Origin of the sequence: Pseudomonas sp. CIP-10 (assembly GCF_020911845.1) — a bacterium.
Taxonomy (GTDB): domain Bacteria; phylum Pseudomonadota; class Gammaproteobacteria; order Pseudomonadales; family Pseudomonadaceae; genus Aquipseudomonas; species Aquipseudomonas alloputida.
The window spans coordinates 4,057,938-4,074,359 of sequence record NZ_CP087160.1; the positions used below are offsets into that span (position 1 = coordinate 4,057,938).

Below are 16,422 nucleotides of genomic sequence, written 5' to 3' on the forward strand. Positions count from 1 at the left end.
GATGCAGAGGGAACGGGTTCGATCGGCGCCTGCTCGGTAAGCCTTCTGGGCCCGCGCGGTAATGCACTACGGCAGGAAGCGTTCGCCCTTCAGTGCCCTGCCCCTCGCGCCTGGATCAATGCCCGATAATGCCCTGGGTTGCAGCCGAACCACTTGCGAAATGCCTTATAGAACGAGCTGCTGTCGGCGAACCCCAAACGCTCGGCAAGCTCGCCCATGGCCACGTCTTCCTGGCTGAGCCAGGCGATCGCCAGCTCCCGTCGTACGCTGTCCTTCAAGCCCTGGTAGTTCTGCCCCTCTTCTGCCAGGCGCCGCCGCAGGGTCGATGGCGACAGGCACAGCTGCCGGGCCAGGCGGTCAGCATCGGGCCATTGCGCAGGGGCAAGGCGCAGCAGGTCGGTGCGGATACGCCGCCCGAGGCTGGCCGGGTCACGGTATTTGACCAGGATATTGCCCGGCGCTTCGGCCAGAAAACGCTGCAGTTCCTCTTCACTGCGCCGCAGGGGCAAGTCGAGGCATTGCGAAGCGATGATCATGCGTGTGCGTGGACGCTCAAAATGCAGGTTTTCCGAAAACATGACCCGGTAGTCGTCGCAAAAGGGTGGTTCGGTACAACGCAGATCAATGCTCAGAATCGGGATACGCCGCCCGGCCAGCCAGCAGGTCACGCCATGCACGATCATCCAGAACGTGAAATAGGTGAACGCGCGGCGCGGTTCGTCACGCGGCTCATTGATGACAATTTCGGCCAGGCCTTGCTGGCGCACCAGGCTGGGCTGCATGTCTTGAAGCATCAGCGACAGAAATGCCAGCGAGGTGTCCAGGCCTGCACCCAGGGTTGGTTGGCCCATGCTGGCACGGCACATGAATGCCAGGCTGCCACTGCGCAGACCGCGCGGGTCCATCGCGAAAAATTCGTCGTTGCAGCGCCGGGCCAGCAAGCGCCACAGGCGGGCATAGGACTCGGCACTGACCCTTGCCTCTGGCAGGTGCAATTGTTCAACGGCGATGCCCGCCCTGGCCAGCAAGCCGCTGTCAGGCTCACCGGCAGGGCAGGTCTGCAACAGCGCTTCGCGCACCAGCTGCATGGAAATGGTGTCTTTGTCGCTCATCGACGGTCCTGTCGGCTGATTGCCGGCCATATTAGGGTCTGTATGAAAAGCCTTGAGACGAAGGTCAGGCAAGGCGAAAACAGCCGAGGAAGCGGAGTTTACGGGTTGTAAATGAGCATTCCGAGGCTGTTTTCAACGCAGCATCACCGAGTATCAAGGCTTTTCATACAGAGCCTAGGGTGCCCCGCAGCAAACAGCCATCATAGCCCCGCTGCCAGGCTCAGGAATGCCTGAATCAGGCGCAGTTCGCGACGGCGCTCCAGGCAGCCGATCACGTGTTGGTTGACAAGGCCCTCGCCGGCCAAGGGTCGTGCCACCACACGGGGATCATTGGCCACTTCAGTGGAAGAAACAACGCCAATACCCAGCTGCGAGGCCACTGCCTCGGTTACCGCCTCCCGGCTGTCCAGCTCCAGCAATACACGCGGTTGCACGCCCGCCTTGATGCAGGCCTTGTCGAAGGTGCGCCGGGTGGTGGAGCTGGGTTCGCGCAGCACCATGATCTGCTGGTGCAGCTCGGCCAACGGCAAGTCCTCCCGCTCGCTGGCCCAGGCGTGCCCCACGGGTAACAACGCACACAGGCGCGACTCACAGAGATTTTGCAGGTGCAGCCCTTTGCGCGGCTCGATTTCGGTCAGCACTGCCACGTCGGCATGCTCGCCGAGCAGCGCAGCCAACGTCTCCTGTGCATTGCCCAGACGCAAGTTGACGGTGACGCCAGGGTACCGCTCACGCAGCAGCGCCAGCATCGGCATGACCCGGTGCGGACCGTCGGCGGCTACCTCCAGGCGCCCGGTCAGCAACTGGCGGTTGGCCTCGAGCATGGCCTGCGCTTCTTCAGCCAGGCCGAACATGGCGCGCGTGATGGCCGCCAGGCGCGTGCCCTCTTCGGTCAGTTCCACGCGCCGTGCAGTACGCCGCAGCAAGGTGATCTGGTAGTGCTCCTCCAGAGCCTTGACGTGCCCGGTCACCGCCGGCTGGCTGATGAAGAGGCGCTCGGCAGCACGGGTAAAGCTGCCCTCACGGGCCACGGCGTCGAAGGCGCGCAGCTGGAACAGGTTCATATTTATCGGCCTGACTTATAGCTGAGATAACAACAAACAATTTGATTGATGACAGCGCGAATTGCAACCTAGGCCTCGTAGTTTCAGCCCACCGCTTGTGAGGAATAACGGAATGAGCAACGCCCCGATTCTGCTGACCCCAGGTCCCCTGACCACATCAATCCGCACCCGCCAAGCCATGCTGGTGGACTGGGGCTCCTGGGACCGTGACTTCAACCAACTGACTGCCAGCGTCTGCGAACAACTGCTGGCCATCATCGACGGCGCCAGCAGCCACCACTGCGTGCCCCTGCAAGGCAGCGGCACCTTCGCCGTGGAAGCGGCCATCGGCACCTTGGTGCCACGCGATGGCAAGGTTCTGGTACTGATCAACGGCGCGTACGGCCAGCGCCTGGCAAAGATCTGCAAAGTGCTGGGCCGCACCTACAGCACCTTCGAAACGGCCGAAGACCAGCCGACCACAGCCGCCGACGTCGACCGGCTGCTGGCCGAAGACTCGGCCATCACCCATGTGGCGCTGATCCACTGTGAAACCAGCACCGGCATCCTGAACCCGCTGCCCGAAATCGCCCAGGTGATCAAACACCATGGCAAGCGCCTGATCATCGATGCCATGAGCTCGTTCGGTGCGCTGCCGATCGATGCCCGCGAAATCCCCTTCGAAGCGCTGATCGCAGCCTCCGGCAAGTGCCTGGAAGGCGTACCCGGCATGGGCTTCGTCTTCGCCGAAAAAAACGCCCTGGTGGCCGCCGAAGGCAATGCCCACTCGCTGGCCATGGACCTGCACGACCAGCACGCCTACATGGCCAAGACCGGGCAATGGCGCTTCACCCCGCCTACCCACGTGGTCGCGGCCCTGCACGAAGCACTGCAGCAATACAACGAGGAAGGTGGCCTTCCGGCCCGCCACCAGCGCTACGCAGACAACTGCAAGACGCTGCTCGACGGCATGGCAGCCATCGGCCTGCGCAGTTTCCTGCCCGCCGAAATCCAGGCGCCAATCATCGTCACCTTCCACGCCCCCACCGATGCCCGCTACCAGTTCAAGGACTTCTACGAGCGGGTCAAGGCCAAGGGTTTCATTCTCTACCCGGGCAAGTTGACCCAGGTCGAAACCTTCCGCGTCGGCTGCATCGGCGTGGTCGGGGCGGACGGCATGCAGGCCGCCGTGAATGCCGTGGCCGAGGTGCTGCGGGAAATGGAAGTGCTGGACATCTGACGCTTTGCCCACCCGAATTCAGGAGTTAGCGCACATGAACTACAACAACCCCACCCAACTGCAAGCCGCCATCCTCGACTGGGCTGGCACCGTGGTCGATTTCGGCTCATTCGCCCCCACCCAGATCTTTGTCGAGGCCTTTGCCGAGTTCGACGTGCAGGTGTCCATCGAAGAAGCCCGAGGCCCGATGGGCATGGGCAAATGGGACCATATCCGCACCCTGTGCGACGTACCGGAAATTGCCGAGCGCTACCGCAAGGTGTTCGGCCGTACCCCGACCGATGATGACGTCACCGCCATCTACAACCGCTTCATGCCGCTGCAGATCGAGAAGATTGCCGTGCACTCGGCACTGATCCCCGGTGCGCTGGACACCCTCACCGGTCTACGCCAGGACGGCCTGAAGATCGGCTCGTGCTCGGGTTACCCGAAAGTGGTGATGGACAAGGTGGTGGAACTGGCGGCGCAGAACGGCTACGTAGCCGACCATGTCGTGGCCACCGACGAAACCCCGAACGGCCGACCATGGCCGGCCCAGGCCTTGGCCAACGTGATTGCGCTGGGGATTGACGATGTAGCGGCCTGCGTCAAGGTGGACGACACCGTGCCAGGCATTCTTGAAGGCCGCCGTGCCGGCATGTGGACCGTGGCGCTGGTCTGCTCGGGCAATGCCTTGGGCCTGACCTGGGAAGGCTTCCGGGCGTTGAGTGCCGAGAAACTGGAAAGCGAGCGCCAGCGCATCCACGCACTGTTTGCCGGCTCCCGCCCGCACTACCTGATCGACACCATCAACGACCTGCCCGAAGTGATTGCCGACATCAACCGGCGCCTGGCCAAGGGCGAGATGCCGCAAGCCTTCTGACCCTTGCGGTTTCGCAGTGGTAGCGGCCCTTGCGCGACACAAGGCCGCGCCTACGGCGGCCTGCGCCCAATCACCGACCTGTGTCCACCCTCGATCAGGTGTAGGAGCGGGTTTACCCGCGAATACGGTGGCGGCAACAACGGTGAACGCCTGGTGGAAATTGGCCAGCAGGCCCGGCCCTTTCGTGGGTGAACCCGCTCCTACACGCGGCCTGTGCCCAACCACCGACCTGTGTCCACCCCCGATCCGGCGTAGGAGCGGGTTTACCCGCGAATACGGTAGCGGCGGCAACGGTGAACGGCGGGTGGTAATTGGCCAGCAGGGCCGGCCTCTTCGCGGGTAAACCCGCTCCTACGGCCGACAAACCTGAGCTAGAACGTTATTGTGGCAATTGCACCCGCGGTTTGGTCGCGGCAAAGATCGCCCAGCTGGAGACGAACAGCGCCGCGATCAACGGACCGATCACGAAGCCGTTTAGGCCGAACACCGCCAGCCCGCCAAGGGTCGACACCAGGATCAGGTAGTCCGGCATGCGCGTATCCTTGCCCACCAGGATTGGCCGCAACACATTATCCACCAGGCCGATCACCAGCACCCCGAACGCGGTAAGCACCACCCCTGGCAGTATCGCCCCGGTCAGCAGGAAATACGCCGCCACCGGCGCCCAGATAATGCCCGCGCCCACCGCCGGCAGCAGCGACAGAAACGCCATCAGCACCGCCCACACCAACGCACTCGGGATATCCAGCACCCAGAAAATAAAGCCTCCCAACGCACCTTGGGTAATGGCCACCAGCACGTTGCCCTTCACCGTCGCCCTCACCACACGATTGAACTTCAACTGCAAACGACGCTTCTGGTGCTCGGGCAGCGGGACGGCCATCCGCACCCGGCGCGCGACTTCCGGACCATCACGCAGGAAAAAGAACAGCAAGTACATCATGATGCCAAAACTGATCAGGAACTCGAATGTGCCCTGCCCAAAGCTGAACGCCTGGCTGGCCAATACCTGGCTACCCTGGGTTGCCCACTTGGCGATCTTGTCACGCAGCCCGTCGAGGTTACCCATGCCCATATTGTCCAGGCCACGCTGGGCGAATGCCGGGAGCATGTCCTTGCCGCGCTCGACGTAACCGGCGATGTCCAGTTGCCCGCTTTCGATGCGCTGGTACAGCGTGGCGCCCTCTTGAACCAGCAGGGCGCTGGTGATGATCACCGGCAGGATCGCCACAAGCAGGCACACCAGCGTGGACGTGGCCGCGGCAAGGTTACGCCGCCGACCGCAGCGGATCAGCAAGTGACGCTGCAGCGGGGCGAACAGGATGCCGAGAATCACCGCCCAGAAGATTGCGCCGTAATACGGCAGAAGAATCCAGAAGAAGGCAATGGTCACCAACGCCAAGAGTACTGCCAGGGCTTTGTTCTGTAGCGCGGTTTCGTTCATCGCAGTTCCTCAAATGGCTTATGAGTGATTAGTGCACCGCACCTGGACAAAAGTGCCGTGCTCACTTGACGCAAATCAATACGCGCCTTGTCCATCGCCCCTAGCATCCCGGCCTTTTTGCCCCGGTGCGCACATGAACCCTACTGCCAAGCCCGAACTGCTGGCCCCCGCCGGCACCCTCAAGACCATGCGCTACGCGTTTGCCTACGGCGCCGATGCGGTCTACGCCGGCCAGCCGCGTTACAGCTTGCGGGTGCGCAACAACGCGTTCGATCACGCCAACCTGGCGCTGGGGATCGAGGAGGCGCACGCCTTGGGCAAGCGCTTCTACGTGGTGGTCAACATCGCCCCGCACAATGCCAAGCTCAAAACCTTCCTCAAGGACCTGGCACCCGTGATCGAGATGGCGCCGGACGCGCTGATCATGTCCGACCCCGGGCTGATCATGCTGGTGCGCCAGCACTTCCCACAGATGCCGGTGCACCTGTCGGTGCAGGCCAACACCGTCAACTGGGCCAGCGTGCAGTTCTGGCAGCAACTTGGCCTGAGCCGGGTGATCCTGTCGCGGGAGCTGTCGCTGGACGAAATCGAGGAAATCCGCCAGCAGGTGCCGGGCATGGAACTGGAAGTGTTCGTGCACGGCGCCCTGTGCATGGCCTATTCCGGCCGTTGCCTGCTGTCGGGCTACCTCAACAAGCGTGACGCCAACCAGGGTAGCTGCACCAATGCCTGCCGCTGGAAGTACGACGCCACGCCGGCCACCGAGAACGCCACCGGTGACATCGTGCGCCAAGTGCAGCCCACCCTGGGCCTGGGTGCGCCCACCGACCAAGTGTTCCTGCTGCAGGAAAGCAACCGCCCCGGCACTGAAATGCCGGCGTTCGAGGATGAGCACGGCACCTACATCATGAACGCCAAGGACCTGCGCGCCATTCAGCACGTCGAGCGCCTGGCCTTGATGGGCGTGCATTCGCTGAAGATCGAAGGCCGTACCAAATCGCACTTCTACTGTGCCCGCGCGGTACAGTCGTATCGCCAGGCGATCGACGACGCGGTGGCCGGGCGACCATTCGACCGCGCCCTGATGGGCAACCTCGAATCCCTGGCGCAACGCGGTTACACCGAAGGTTTCCTGCGCCGCCACGTGCACGACGAGTACCAGAACTACCAGCGCGGCAACTCGATGTCCGAGCGCCAGCAATTCGTTGGCGAGCTGACCGGCGTGCGCGTCGACGGCCTGGCCGAGGTCAAGGTGAAGAACCGCTTCGCCGTGGGCGACCATCTGGAGCTGATGACCCCGCGCGGTAACTACCACTTCGACCTGCACCGCCTGTGCAACCGCCAGCAGCACGCCATCGAGGTAGCACCGGGCGATGGCCACGTGGTGTATCTGCCGATCCCGGAACAGGTTGCCCTCGACTACGGCCTGCTGATGCGCGACCTCCGCATCGACGAAGCAGCAAGCTGACAACACTGTAATGTGCACATCAGCTACCTGACAGCTGGCGGCAGCGAACATCGTGGCGCTTCTGCATGAGGCCACGCCATGTTGCGCAACCCCTCGCGCCGTACGTTTGTCAAAGGCCTGTGCGCCGCCAGCACGCAGGCGGGCGGCAACAAACCGCGCTGCGCCTGGAAGCCGCTTACGCTATGCTGCTGACCAACCGCTGGATACTGGAGCCGACCCTGGAGGCCAACCTGTACGGGCGCAACGACGCCGGGCGCGAGCAAGGCGCGGGTTGGCCGACAGCGAGGTGGGCCTGGGCCTGCGCGACGAGATCACGCACGGCTTCGCCCCCTACGTCGGGCTCAGTTTCAACCGCCTGCGCGGCTCACGTGCCAACCAGGCCCTGGAAGACGGCGAAGAGCTGGGCCAGACCCGCCTTGTCGCCGGTATCCGCCTGCGTTTTTTAAGGAGTGCTTCACCATGCTGCGCAAACACCTGCTGACCCTGAGCCTGCTGGCCGTCACTGGCCTGGCCCAGGCCGCCGAGACCATCGACGTCTACCGCGACCCCAACTGCGGCTGCTGCAAGGCCTGGATCAGCCACCTGCGTGACAACGGTTTTAACGTCAACGACCACGTCGAGCCAAACATGAGCGCCGTCAAGCAACGCCTCGGCGTGGCGCCACGCCTTGCGTCGTGCCATACCGGGGTGATCGACGGCAAGTTCGTCGAAGGCCACGTGCCGGCCGAGCAGGTGCGCCTGCTGGCCAAGCGCAACGACCTCAAGGGCCTGGCGGTGCCGGGCATGCCCATGGGCTCGCCCGGCATGGAGATGGGTGACCACAAGGATGCCTACCAGGTCATCGGGGTGACCCAGGATGGCCAGGACACCGTGGTCGCCAACTACTGATGCTCAGCCTGGGGGCGCTGTTTCTCAGCGCCTTTGGTGCCGCCACCCTGCTGCCGCTGCAATCGGAGGCCGTGCTGGTCGGTCTGTTGCTGCGCCAGCCCGAGGCATGGGCGATCCTGCTGCTGGTAGCCACCCTGGGCAACGTGCTCGGCTCGGTGGTCAACTGGCTGCTGGGCCGGGCCATCGAGCACCTGCGCGACAAACGCTGGTTCCCTTTCAGCGCTGCCCAGCTGGCGCGTGCGCAGCAGCGCTACCAACGCTGGGGGCAATGGTCGCTGCTGCTCAGCTGGATGCCGGTGATCGGTGACCCGCTTACGCTGATCGCCGGGATCATGCGTGAGCCGTTCTGGCGCTTCCTGTTGCTGGTGACCCTGGCCAAGGCTGGCCGCTATGCAGTGCTTGCCATGATCACCCTGGGCTGGTTTCACGCCTGGTAACACCTTTCAGGTTTCGCGTGGTCCACTGCCTGTTACAGTCGCCCCATTCAACCTGGCCCTACACGGAGTGCCCCCATGCTGCGCGCAACCGCCCTCGCCCTGGCCTGCCTTGCCAGCAGTTCGGCCATCGCTGCCGAGTCGCCTACCTACGGCCCCCAGCTTGAAGGCTTCAGCTACCCGCACCCCCTCAAGCATTTCGACTTCAAGTCCCAGGGCCAGGCCCTGCAGATGGGCTACATGGACGTGCCCGCCCAGGGCCAGGCCAACGGCCACAACGTGGTGCTGATGCACGGCAAGAACTTCTGCGCCGCCACCTGGGAAACCACCATCGACGCCTTGAGCAAGGCCGGCTACCGGGTCATCGCGCCCGACCAGGTCGGCTTCTGTACATCAAGCAAACCGGCGCATTACCAGTACAGCTTTCAGCAACTGGCCGACAACACCCATGCCCTGCTCGAACAGCTGGGTGTGAAGCAAACCATTGTGCTCGGCCACTCCACCGGCGGCATGCTGGCCACCCGCTATGCGCTGATGTACCCCCAGCAGGTGGAACGCCTGGCAATGGTCAACCCGATCGGTCTGGAAGACTGGAAAGCGCTGGGGGTGCCCTACCGCACCGTGGACCAGTGGTATGCCCGCGAACTCAAGCTGGATGCCGAAGGCGTACGTGCATATGAACGCAAAACCTATTACGCCGGGCGCTGGAAGCCTGAATATGAACGCTGGGTGCAGATGCTGGTGGGCTTGAACAAAGGGCCGGGGCATGAAGCGGTGGCGTGGAACTCGGCACTGATCTACGACATGATCTTTACCCAACCGGTGTACCACGAGTTCAAGCACCTGCAGATGCCGACCCTGCTGCTGATCGGCGACCAGGACACCACGGCCATCGGCAGCGATATCGCGCCGCCGGAGGTAAAGGCCAAGCTGGGCAACTATGCAGAGCTGGGGCCGCAGGTGGCCAAGCTGATACCCAAAGGTGAGCTGATCACGTTCGAAGGCATGGGGCACGCGCCGCAAATCGAGGAACCGGTGCGGTTCAATCGCACCCTGGTCGAATGGCTGGGCAAGTGAGCCAATGATTGGCCCCTGTGGGAGCACGCAGGCTTTGGGATTTTGCGCACGCCCGCTGCTGCCACAGGGTTCCTTTACACGTTCCAGACCTGCGCTTCCGTCCAGCCCAGCTCGGCAAAGTCGCCCGCCCGCAACTCAGCCTCTTCCTCGCAGAAAAACTCATCCAGCTGTGGTGGCCTGACCGCTGTATCACTGAGCATTGCGTGCACCTGCCCACGGTGATGCACCTGATGTTCGAACAGATGCGCCAGCAACCGCAGCCGCTGCTCGCGCTGCACCCGATCGGGCCGCACGACGCTCACATAGCGGCCAAGGTCGCCATCACTCAGCCCCCGGCAGTAGGCGATCAAACGGTGGTCAGCCTGGGCCTGCTCGGCATGCAGATCGGTGCAGGTGGCAAACGGCTGCTCCGGGTCGAAAAAGCGTTCGCCGTCGGCATCGGGCTGCTCGCCGCGCTGCTCGCACTCGAGCATATGCAGGTAAAACCAATCCACCGTCAGCAAGTGGTTGAGGGTGGCCTTGATCGACGGGAAGAAGCTGCAACGCGGGGCGACGAACTCGTCCTGGGTCAGTTGCAGGCAGGCCTTGTACAGGCGGTGGTTGGCCCAGCCATTGTTATAGGCCTGGGTCAGCAGATGATGCGATAGCGGCTGCATGGTCGGCTCCTTTTCAGGCGAAGCGTTGCAGTTGCATCTCCCGTAGCCGGCTGAGGGTGCGCTGGTACGGGAACGCCAGATACCCTTGAGTGTAGAGGGCATCGAGCGGCACCTGTGCCTCCAGGTACAACGCCACCCGACGGTCATAGCATTCGTCGACCAGGGCAATGAAGCGGCGAACCGCATCGTCCTTGGGCGACAGCGCCGGCAGTTCACGGTCACCCGCCACGACCCTCGCCGCGCCATCTTCGGTGCCTCGGGCAATACGCCCCGCCCGCTGTTCCGCGCCCAGCGCCGGAATGCCGGAGACCAGAATCGAGGGAAAACGGTCGCACAAGGCCATGAACTCCATGGCCGCCAAGGGTTGATCGCACAGATCCGTGAAACGACACCAGATAGCCTGCTCACTGCGCCGCACGACGTGAATGTGCCTTGAGCCAATAATCAAGGGCTGATCCGTGCCGGCGTCTTCGGGGCTGAGCTGGCGAAACACCTCGGCCAACGGGCTGGTCTGCCCTGCCTCGGCTACCCAATAGCGCTGCCGCGCTTCACCGGGGTGCAGGCGGTGATCCTGCTCGCCCGCTACCGGCAGGACCTGCATGTGACGACCAATGGCGGCGATGGCCGGCAGGAACCGCTCGCGGTTGAAACCATCGCGGTAGAGCTGCTCCGGTGGCTGGTTGGAAGTGGCAACAATCACCACGCCCTGATCGAACAATACCTGGAACAGGCGGCCGAGGATGATCGCATCACCGATGTCGTTGACGAACAGTTCATCAAAGCACAGCACACGGATTTGCCGCGCCAGCTCCGCCGCCAGGGCCAATAGCGGGTCGGCGGTGCCGTTGAGCTGAAACAGGCGTTGATGCACCCAGGCCATGAAGTGATGAAAGTGCTGGCGCCGGCTCGGTATGCGCAGACACTGGTGGAACTGGTCCATCAACCAGGTCTTGCCGCGCCCGACCGGGCCCCAGAGGTAGAGGCCCTGGGTGGGGCGGCCCTGCTCGAGGGACTGGAAGCAGGCTTGCAAAGCCTCGACGACGCGGGCCTGGGCGGGGTCAGCGACGTAGCCCCGAGTGCTCAGGGCTTGCTGGTAGAGGGTTTGGGGGTCGATGGCCATGGCCGCATTCTACCCGACTGTCACCCTCGGTGCAGGCGCGCGTCAGTCGGCCAGGCCGACCTTGAGTAGCGCGCCGTCCTTGTCATCGGTCAGTACATACAGGTAACCATCTGGCCCCATCCGCACATCACGGATACGTGCCTTCAGGTCACCGAGCAACCGCTCTTCGTGCACCACCTTGTCACCCTCCAGTTGCAAGCGGATCAATTCCTGCGTGGCCAGCGCCCCTATGAACAGATTGTGGTCCCAGGCCTTGAACGTTGGGCTGTCGTAGAACGCCATACCGCTGATACCCGGTGACTTTTCCCATACATGGTGCGGGTCGACCATGCCGTCTACATGCTCGCCCTTGGCCTCGGGGATGGGCAGCAGCGAGTAGTTGATGCCGTGGGTCGCAATCGGCCAACCATAGTTCTTGCCAGGCTTTGGAATGTTGATTTCATCCCCTCCGCGCGGGCCGTGTTCGTGGGTCCACAGCTGGCCGGTCCAGGGGTTGAGCGCGGCGCCTTGCTGATTACGGTGGCCGTACGACCAGATCTCCGGGCGCACGTTGTCCTTGCCGACGAAGGGGTTGTCTTTGGGCACTTCGCCGTCCGGCAGAATACGCACGACCTTGCCTTGCAACTTATCCAGGTCCTGGGCAGTGGGACGTTGGTTGTTCTCGCCCAGGGCGATGAACAGGTAGCCATTGCGGTCGAACACCAGCCGCGAGCCGAAGTGGTTACCCACCGACAGCTTGGGCAGCTGGCGGAAGATCACGGTGAAATGCTCCAGCCGGGCGCGGTCCTCGGACAGCTGCCCGCGGCCGACCGCAGTACCGGCCTTGCCGTCACTGCCCTCCTCGGCGTAGGACAGGTAAACGGTGCGGTCCTTGCCGAACTCCGGTGACAGTGCCACATCCAGCAAGCCGCCCTGGCCTTCGGCCCAGACCTTGGGTACACCGCTGATCGGCGGGCCGACCTTGCCTTCGGCATTGACCAGCCGCAGGTTGCCGGCGCGCTCGGTCACCAGCATGTCCTTGCCACCGGGCAGGAAGGCCAGGGCCCAGGGGTTGCGCAGGCCATCGGCAAGCGTGTCGACGATCAAGGTGCCTTCTTCGCTGGGGAACCGCTGTTCGGCCGCCGCATGCGCCCACAGTGGCAGCAGCGCGGCGGCGGTCAGGGTGACTAGCCAGGGTGCTCGAAGCATGCCGGATTCCTTTCAAGTGGGCTTAAGGCGCACGAGGGTTGTCGCGCGGTGGCCGGGTGGGTTCCAGGTTCGGGGTTTGCTGCTGACGGCGCAGGTTGTCGCCATTGCCGATGCCGCGGTTGTCCAGGGTGGGTGGGCGCTGGTACGGGTCGGTGGACGGGCCACGTACCGGAGGCGTAGCTGGCATGCTGCCTTGACGACTGTTGGGGTTGGCCCGCTGGATCGGGCTGTTGTAAGGGTTGCTGTTGCCGGCAGCATGTTGCACGGGCTGCTGCGCAGCTGCGTGCGCGGGCAGGCACAGCGCCAGGCTGAGGGCCAGGATGGGCAATGTCGGGGTCATGCTTCACCTCCTGTACGAAAATGCCGCGCCTGGTGGGTTTGATAGCCTAAGGCGCGAGGGGTTCGCGGCAAAAGTGTGAATGCGGGTGGAGTTGATTCCTGATGTTTCAGTATGGGCCGCGGAGGGCTGCTTCGCCCTCCAATGGCCGCAACCTTCTACTGGCCGTTATCCACCTTGTGCCGCGCCGCATACAGGCACAGCATCTCCATGGCCAGGGTTGCCCCGGCCAATGCAGTGATATCGGCATGGTCATAGGCTGGCGCCACTTCCACCAAGTCCATGCCTACCAGGTTGATGCCACGCAGCCCACCCAGAATCTCCAGCGCCTGCACCGTGCTCAGCCCGCCACACACCGGCGTTCCGGTACCGGGCGCGTAGGCCGGGTCGAGGCAGTCGATGTCGAAGGTCAGGTACACCGGCCGCTCGCCCACCCGCTGGCGAATCGCTGCAATCACCGCCTCTGTGCCCTGGCGGTGCACCTGCCTGGCGTCGAGAATGGCAAAGCCCTGGCTGTCGTCATTGGTCGTGCGCAGGCCAATCTGCACCGAGTGGGCCGGGTCAACCAGGCCTTCGCGGGCGGCATGCCAGAACATGGTGCCGTGGTCTATGCGCTTACCCGCCTCGTCCGGCCAGGTGTCACTGTGCGCATCGAAATGGATCAGCGCCAGCGGGCCATGGCGGCGGGCGTGAGCCTTGAGCAGCGGGTAGCTGATGAAGTGGTCGCCACCAAGGGTCAGCATGGCGCAACCCGCCTGCAGAATGTGCTCGGCATGGGCCTCGATGCTGTCCGGTACCGACTGCGGCGTGCCGCTGTCGAAGGGGCAGTCGCCATAGTCGATGACCGCCAGGTGGTCGAACGGGTCGAACGCCCACGGCCAGTGGCGGGCCCAGGCCTGCTGGACCGAGGCAGCACGGATCGCCCGCGGGCCGAAGCGCGCGCCGGGGCGGTTACTGGTGGCCGTGTCGAACGGCACACCGCTGACCACCACATCCACACCGCGCAAGTCGCGGCTGTAGCGGCGGCGGGAAAAACTGACAACACCGGCGTAGGTGCTTTCTGCGGCGGTACCATACAGGCTATCGCGGGTCATGGCCTGGTCATTGCTTGCGGCTTGGTCCACGGTCGGGCTCCTTGATTGTCATGGGCTACTGCCGGCTGCGGAAGGCGGTCCACAGACGGTTGCGTTGGCGCAGGTCGGCCAAGGCCATGCTGCGGTCGGCATACAGGCGCTGACGCACCTCGGCCGACGGATAGATATCCGGGTCGTTGCGCACCGCTTCGTCCACCAGCGGCGTGGCAGCCTGGTTGGCATTGGCGAAGAACAGCGTGTTGGTCAGCGCTGCCACCGACTCTGGCTTGAGCATGAAGGCGATGAACGCCCGTGCGGCCTCGGGGTGCGGGGCGTCCTTGGGGATGACCAGATTGTCCTGCCATACCAGCGTGCCTTCGCGGGGGATGCGGTAGATCACCTCGAACGGCTTGCCTGCACGACGGGCCTGGTCGGCGGCCATCGCGGCATCACCGTTGTAGGTCAGCGCCAGGCACACGCTGCCATTGGCCAGGTCGTTGATCTGCCGGCCGTTGGCAACGTAGCTGACCGACGGCTGCAACTGGCTGAGCAGGTTCTGCGCGGCAGCCAGGTCATCCTTGTTCTGGCTGTAAGGGTCCTTGCCCAGGTAATTGAGGGCTACGCCGATCACCTCCTGGGGCGAGTCAGGCAAAGCGATGCCGCAACCCTTCAGGCGGGTGGCGTACTCGGGCTTGAACAACAGGTCGAGGCTGTCCAGCGGTACATCGCCAAGGCGCTGGCGTACTGCCTCCACATTTACCCCCAGGCCCAGCGTGCCCCAGGTGTACGGCACAGCATGGCGGTTGCCGGGGTCAACCTCGGCCAGTTTGCCCAGCAGGTCCTTGTCGAGGTTGCCATAGCCAGGCATGGCCTGAGCGTTCAGCGGTTGCAGGGCATTGGCCTTGAGCGCTCGGGCCAGCACGGTGGACGACGGCACCACCACGTCGTAGCCGCTACCACCGGTCAACAGCTTGGTTTCCAGCACCTCGGGGGTGTCAAAGGTGTCGTAACGCACCTTGTAGCCCGTTTCCTGTTCGAAGCGCTGCAAGGTTTGCGGGGCGACGTAATCGGCCCAGCTGTAGAGATTGACGACCTTTTCTTCGGCCTGCAGCGGCAGGACCAGAACCAGAGACAAAAGGCACAACGATCGACGCATGGCGGACACCTCGGTAAATGGGTGGATGCCGCGAGCATGCCAGCCGGGTTACATTGCACCAATGGCAAGTTTGCAAAGCTGACATTCATCAGGAGCAATGTAATGCTCGGACAAGTGCACGACCCCGACCTGCACCTGCTGCGGCTGTTCGTCACTGTAGTCGAGGCAGGTGGCTTCAGCGCCGCTCAAGGCGTGCTGGGCCTGAGCCAGCCCACCATCAGCCAGCGCATGGCGCAACTGGAGGCACGCTTGGGTTACCGCCTGTGCAGCCGCGGCAAGGGTGGTTTTCGCCTGACGGAAAAAGGTGAATTGCTATTGGAGGCGGCGCGTGGGCTGCTGCTGAACATCGAGCAGTTTCGCCAGCAGGCCAACGGCGTTGCCGGGCGGCTGCTGGGAACTGTGCGCATAGGCATGGCGGAAAATCAGGACAAGGCGGTGAGCCTGAAACTGGCGGCGGCCATTGCGGCATTTCGCAGGCGAGAAGAATCGGTGCAACTGGAGCTTGTCAGTGCACCGCCGGCGGAGCTGGAACGGCTGTTGCTGGAGCAGCGACTGGACTATGCCATCAGCTACTTTTCCGGCAACCAGGCGGCCTTTGATTACCAGCCCTTGTTCGCGGAGCGCCAGCGGCTGTATTGCGGCAAGGGGCATGTGCTGTATGGCGAGACGGATGTTGGGCTTGAGCGGTTGCTGGACATGGACCAGGTGCGCCATCCGTACCGTTTTCTCAAAGGGGGCGAACCGTTCCAGAGCAGACGCAGCACGGCAGTGGCGGAGCAGATCGAAAGCGTGCTGACGTTCATTCTGTCTGGGCGGCATATTGGCTACTTGCCATGCCATTGTGCACAGGCCTGGGAGGCCGAGGGGCTGTTATGGGCGCTGGACCCTGAGCTTGATTTTGGGGTGCCGTTCACCTTGGCCCGGCACCGGGCACAGGGGGTTGGAGAGGCAGCCCATGTATTTGCGCAGGATTTGCTGGCGGCGTTTGCCTGAACGGCCCCTTCGCGGGTAAACCCGCGCCTACACCGGATCGGTGGTGGACACCTGTCGGTGGCTGGGCACAGGCACCGTCGTGTAGGAGCGGGTTTACCCGCGAAAGGGCCGGCCCTGCTGGCCAATCTCCACCAGACGTTCACCGTTGCCGCCGCTACCGTATTCGCGGGTAAACCCGCTCCTACGCCGGATCGGGGGTGGACACAGGTCGGTGGCTGGGCACAGGCCGTCGTGTAGGAGCGGGTTCACCCGCGAAGGGGCCGGCCCTGCTGGCCAATCTCCACCAGGCGTTCACCGTTGACGCCGCTACCGTATTCGCGGGTAAACCCGC

At 63.7% G+C, this 16,422-nt stretch carries 16 protein-coding genes and 1 pseudogene; 8 read left to right on the forward strand and 9 right to left on the reverse strand.

The features are described 5' to 3' along the window. Positions 1 to 89 precede the first annotated feature (89 nt). Together LMH93_RS18345 and LMH93_RS18350 are read right to left on the reverse strand one after the other, a co-directional pair. Complete coding sequence (locus tag LMH93_RS18345; RefSeq protein ID WP_003250084.1) at positions 90 to 1,112, reverse strand: AraC family transcriptional regulator; 1,023 nt, start codon at positions 1,110 to 1,112, stop codon at positions 90 to 92. Positions 1,113 to 1,312: 200 nt separating this feature from the next. Continuing rightward, on the reverse strand, positions 1,313 to 2,176 hold the full coding sequence (locus LMH93_RS18350) for a LysR substrate-binding domain-containing protein (RefSeq protein WP_003250081.1): 864 nt from the start codon (positions 2,174 to 2,176) through the stop codon (positions 1,313 to 1,315). 112 nt (positions 2,177 to 2,288) lie between these two features. Here LMH93_RS18350 and LMH93_RS18355 point away from each other — a divergent pair, with 112 nt between their 5' ends. Continuing rightward, positions 2,289 to 3,395, forward strand: coding sequence for a 2-aminoethylphosphonate--pyruvate transaminase (locus LMH93_RS18355; RefSeq protein WP_003250079.1), 1,107 nt, complete (start codon positions 2,289 to 2,291; stop codon positions 3,393 to 3,395). 34 nt (positions 3,396 to 3,429) lie between these two features. Next, on the forward strand, positions 3,430 to 4,257 hold the full coding sequence (phnX, locus tag LMH93_RS18360) for a phosphonoacetaldehyde hydrolase (RefSeq protein WP_003250077.1): 828 nt from the start codon (positions 3,430 to 3,432) through the stop codon (positions 4,255 to 4,257). Positions 4,258 to 4,636: 379 nt separating this feature from the next. On the opposite strand, the gene LMH93_RS18365 is transcribed toward phnX, so the two are convergent. Then, positions 4,637 to 5,701 (reverse strand): AI-2E family transporter, encoded by a 1,065-nt coding sequence (locus LMH93_RS18365; RefSeq protein WP_004576775.1) that lies wholly within the window; start codon positions 5,699 to 5,701, stop codon positions 4,637 to 4,639. A gap of 133 nt (positions 5,702 to 5,834) precedes the next feature. Here LMH93_RS18365 and trhP point away from each other — a divergent pair, with 133 nt between their 5' ends. The 5 genes and pseudogenes from trhP to LMH93_RS18390 all read left to right on the forward strand — a co-directional run bounded on the left by trhP (position 5,835) and on the right by LMH93_RS18390 (position 9,568). Beyond that, positions 5,835 to 7,169, forward strand: a complete 1,335-nt coding sequence (gene trhP / locus LMH93_RS18370) for a prephenate-dependent tRNA uridine(34) hydroxylase TrhP (protein WP_003248916.1) — start codon at positions 5,835 to 5,837, stop codon at positions 7,167 to 7,169. 65 nt (positions 7,170 to 7,234) lie between these two features. Next, positions 7,235 to 7,650: pseudogene (locus tag LMH93_RS18375) on the forward strand (copper resistance protein B). Next, positions 7,629 to 8,057 carry a DUF411 domain-containing protein gene (locus LMH93_RS18380; RefSeq protein WP_060538870.1) on the forward strand — a complete coding sequence of 143 codons (429 nt, stop codon included), beginning with the start codon at positions 7,629 to 7,631 and terminating at the stop codon, positions 8,055 to 8,057. Before LMH93_RS18375 ends, LMH93_RS18380 begins: the two are co-directional and overlap by 22 nt. Then, on the forward strand, positions 8,057 to 8,494 hold the full coding sequence (locus LMH93_RS18385) for a YqaA family protein (protein WP_003248912.1): 438 nt from the start codon (positions 8,057 to 8,059) through the stop codon (positions 8,492 to 8,494). Before LMH93_RS18380 ends, LMH93_RS18385 begins: the two co-directional genes overlap by 1 nt. A 75-nt stretch (positions 8,495 to 8,569) precedes the next feature. Beyond that, on the forward strand, positions 8,570 to 9,568 hold the full coding sequence (locus tag LMH93_RS18390; protein WP_012053114.1) for an alpha/beta fold hydrolase: 999 nt from the start codon (positions 8,570 to 8,572) through the stop codon (positions 9,566 to 9,568). 74 nt (positions 9,569 to 9,642) lie between these two features. Here LMH93_RS18390 and LMH93_RS18395 read toward each other — a convergent pair whose 3' ends face one another. From LMH93_RS18395 to LMH93_RS18420, 6 genes are all read right to left on the reverse strand, one after another. Continuing rightward, positions 9,643 to 10,224 carry a DinB family protein gene (locus LMH93_RS18395; protein WP_004576772.1) on the reverse strand — a complete coding sequence of 194 codons (582 nt, stop codon included), beginning with the start codon at positions 10,222 to 10,224 and terminating at the stop codon, positions 9,643 to 9,645. Positions 10,225 to 10,237: 13 nt separating this feature from the next. Then, positions 10,238 to 11,344 carry a cell division protein ZapE gene (gene zapE, locus LMH93_RS18400; protein WP_185280154.1) on the reverse strand — a complete coding sequence of 369 codons (1,107 nt, stop codon included), beginning with the start codon at positions 11,342 to 11,344 and terminating at the stop codon, positions 10,238 to 10,240. Between the two features lie 42 nt (positions 11,345 to 11,386). Continuing rightward, positions 11,387 to 12,532 carry a PQQ-dependent sugar dehydrogenase gene (locus tag LMH93_RS18405; RefSeq protein ID WP_047604604.1) on the reverse strand — a complete coding sequence of 382 codons (1,146 nt, stop codon included), beginning with the start codon at positions 12,530 to 12,532 and terminating at the stop codon, positions 11,387 to 11,389. 22 nt (positions 12,533 to 12,554) lie between these two features. Beyond that, entirely contained in the window at positions 12,555 to 12,872 is a 318-nt protein-coding gene (locus LMH93_RS18410) for a hypothetical protein (RefSeq protein ID WP_014861516.1), read from the reverse strand. 155 nt (positions 12,873 to 13,027) lie between these two features. After that, positions 13,028 to 13,993, reverse strand: coding sequence for an agmatinase (speB, locus tag LMH93_RS18415; protein ID WP_004576768.1), 966 nt, complete (start codon positions 13,991 to 13,993; stop codon positions 13,028 to 13,030). 25 nt (positions 13,994 to 14,018) lie between these two features. Then, on the reverse strand, positions 14,019 to 15,098 hold the full coding sequence (locus LMH93_RS18420) for an extracellular solute-binding protein (RefSeq protein WP_230064437.1): 1,080 nt from the start codon (positions 15,096 to 15,098) through the stop codon (positions 14,019 to 14,021). A gap of 102 nt (positions 15,099 to 15,200) precedes the next feature. Between LMH93_RS18420 and LMH93_RS18425 the strand changes: the two genes are divergently transcribed. Continuing rightward, the gene (locus LMH93_RS18425; protein ID WP_019752083.1) at positions 15,201 to 16,091 is read left to right on the forward strand and encodes a LysR family transcriptional regulator; all 891 of its coding nucleotides are present in this window, start codon (positions 15,201 to 15,203) and stop codon (positions 16,089 to 16,091) included. The last annotated feature ends 331 nt before the right edge of the window (positions 16,092 to 16,422 follow it).

Bases quoted from the DNA above. Each gene is read 5' to 3' on its own strand.
- LMH93_RS18345 (WP_003250084.1), bottom strand. From the start codon at position 1,112: ATGAGCGACAAAGACACCATTTCCATGCAGCTGGTGCGCGAAGCGCTG.
- LMH93_RS18350 (WP_003250081.1), bottom strand. From the start codon at position 2,176: ATGAACCTGTTCCAGCTGCGCGCCTTCGACGCCGTGGCCCGTGAGGGC.
- LMH93_RS18355 (WP_003250079.1), top strand. From the start codon at position 2,289: ATGAGCAACGCCCCGATTCTGCTGACCCCAGGTCCCCTGACCACATCA.
- phnX (WP_003250077.1), top strand. From the start codon at position 3,430: ATGAACTACAACAACCCCACCCAACTGCAAGCCGCCATCCTCGACTGG.
- LMH93_RS18365 (WP_004576775.1), bottom strand. From the start codon at position 5,701: ATGAACGAAACCGCGCTACAGAACAAAGCCCTGGCAGTACTCTTGGCG.
- trhP (WP_003248916.1), top strand. From the start codon at position 5,835: ATGAACCCTACTGCCAAGCCCGAACTGCTGGCCCCCGCCGGCACCCTC.
- LMH93_RS18380 (WP_060538870.1), top strand. From the start codon at position 7,629: ATGCTGCGCAAACACCTGCTGACCCTGAGCCTGCTGGCCGTCACTGGC.
- LMH93_RS18385 (WP_003248912.1), top strand. From the start codon at position 8,057: ATGCTCAGCCTGGGGGCGCTGTTTCTCAGCGCCTTTGGTGCCGCCACC.
- LMH93_RS18390 (WP_012053114.1), top strand. From the start codon at position 8,570: ATGCTGCGCGCAACCGCCCTCGCCCTGGCCTGCCTTGCCAGCAGTTCG.
- LMH93_RS18395 (WP_004576772.1), bottom strand. From the start codon at position 10,224: ATGCAGCCGCTATCGCATCATCTGCTGACCCAGGCCTATAACAATGGC.
- zapE (WP_185280154.1), bottom strand. From the start codon at position 11,344: ATGGCCATCGACCCCCAAACCCTCTACCAGCAAGCCCTGAGCACTCGG.
- LMH93_RS18405 (WP_047604604.1), bottom strand. From the start codon at position 12,532: ATGCTTCGAGCACCCTGGCTAGTCACCCTGACCGCCGCCGCGCTGCTG.
- LMH93_RS18410 (WP_014861516.1), bottom strand. From the start codon at position 12,872: ATGACCCCGACATTGCCCATCCTGGCCCTCAGCCTGGCGCTGTGCCTG.
- LMH93_RS18420 (WP_230064437.1), bottom strand. From the start codon at position 15,098: ATGCGTCGATCGTTGTGCCTTTTGTCTCTGGTTCTGGTCCTGCCGCTG.
- LMH93_RS18425 (WP_019752083.1), top strand. From the start codon at position 15,201: ATGCTCGGACAAGTGCACGACCCCGACCTGCACCTGCTGCGGCTGTTC.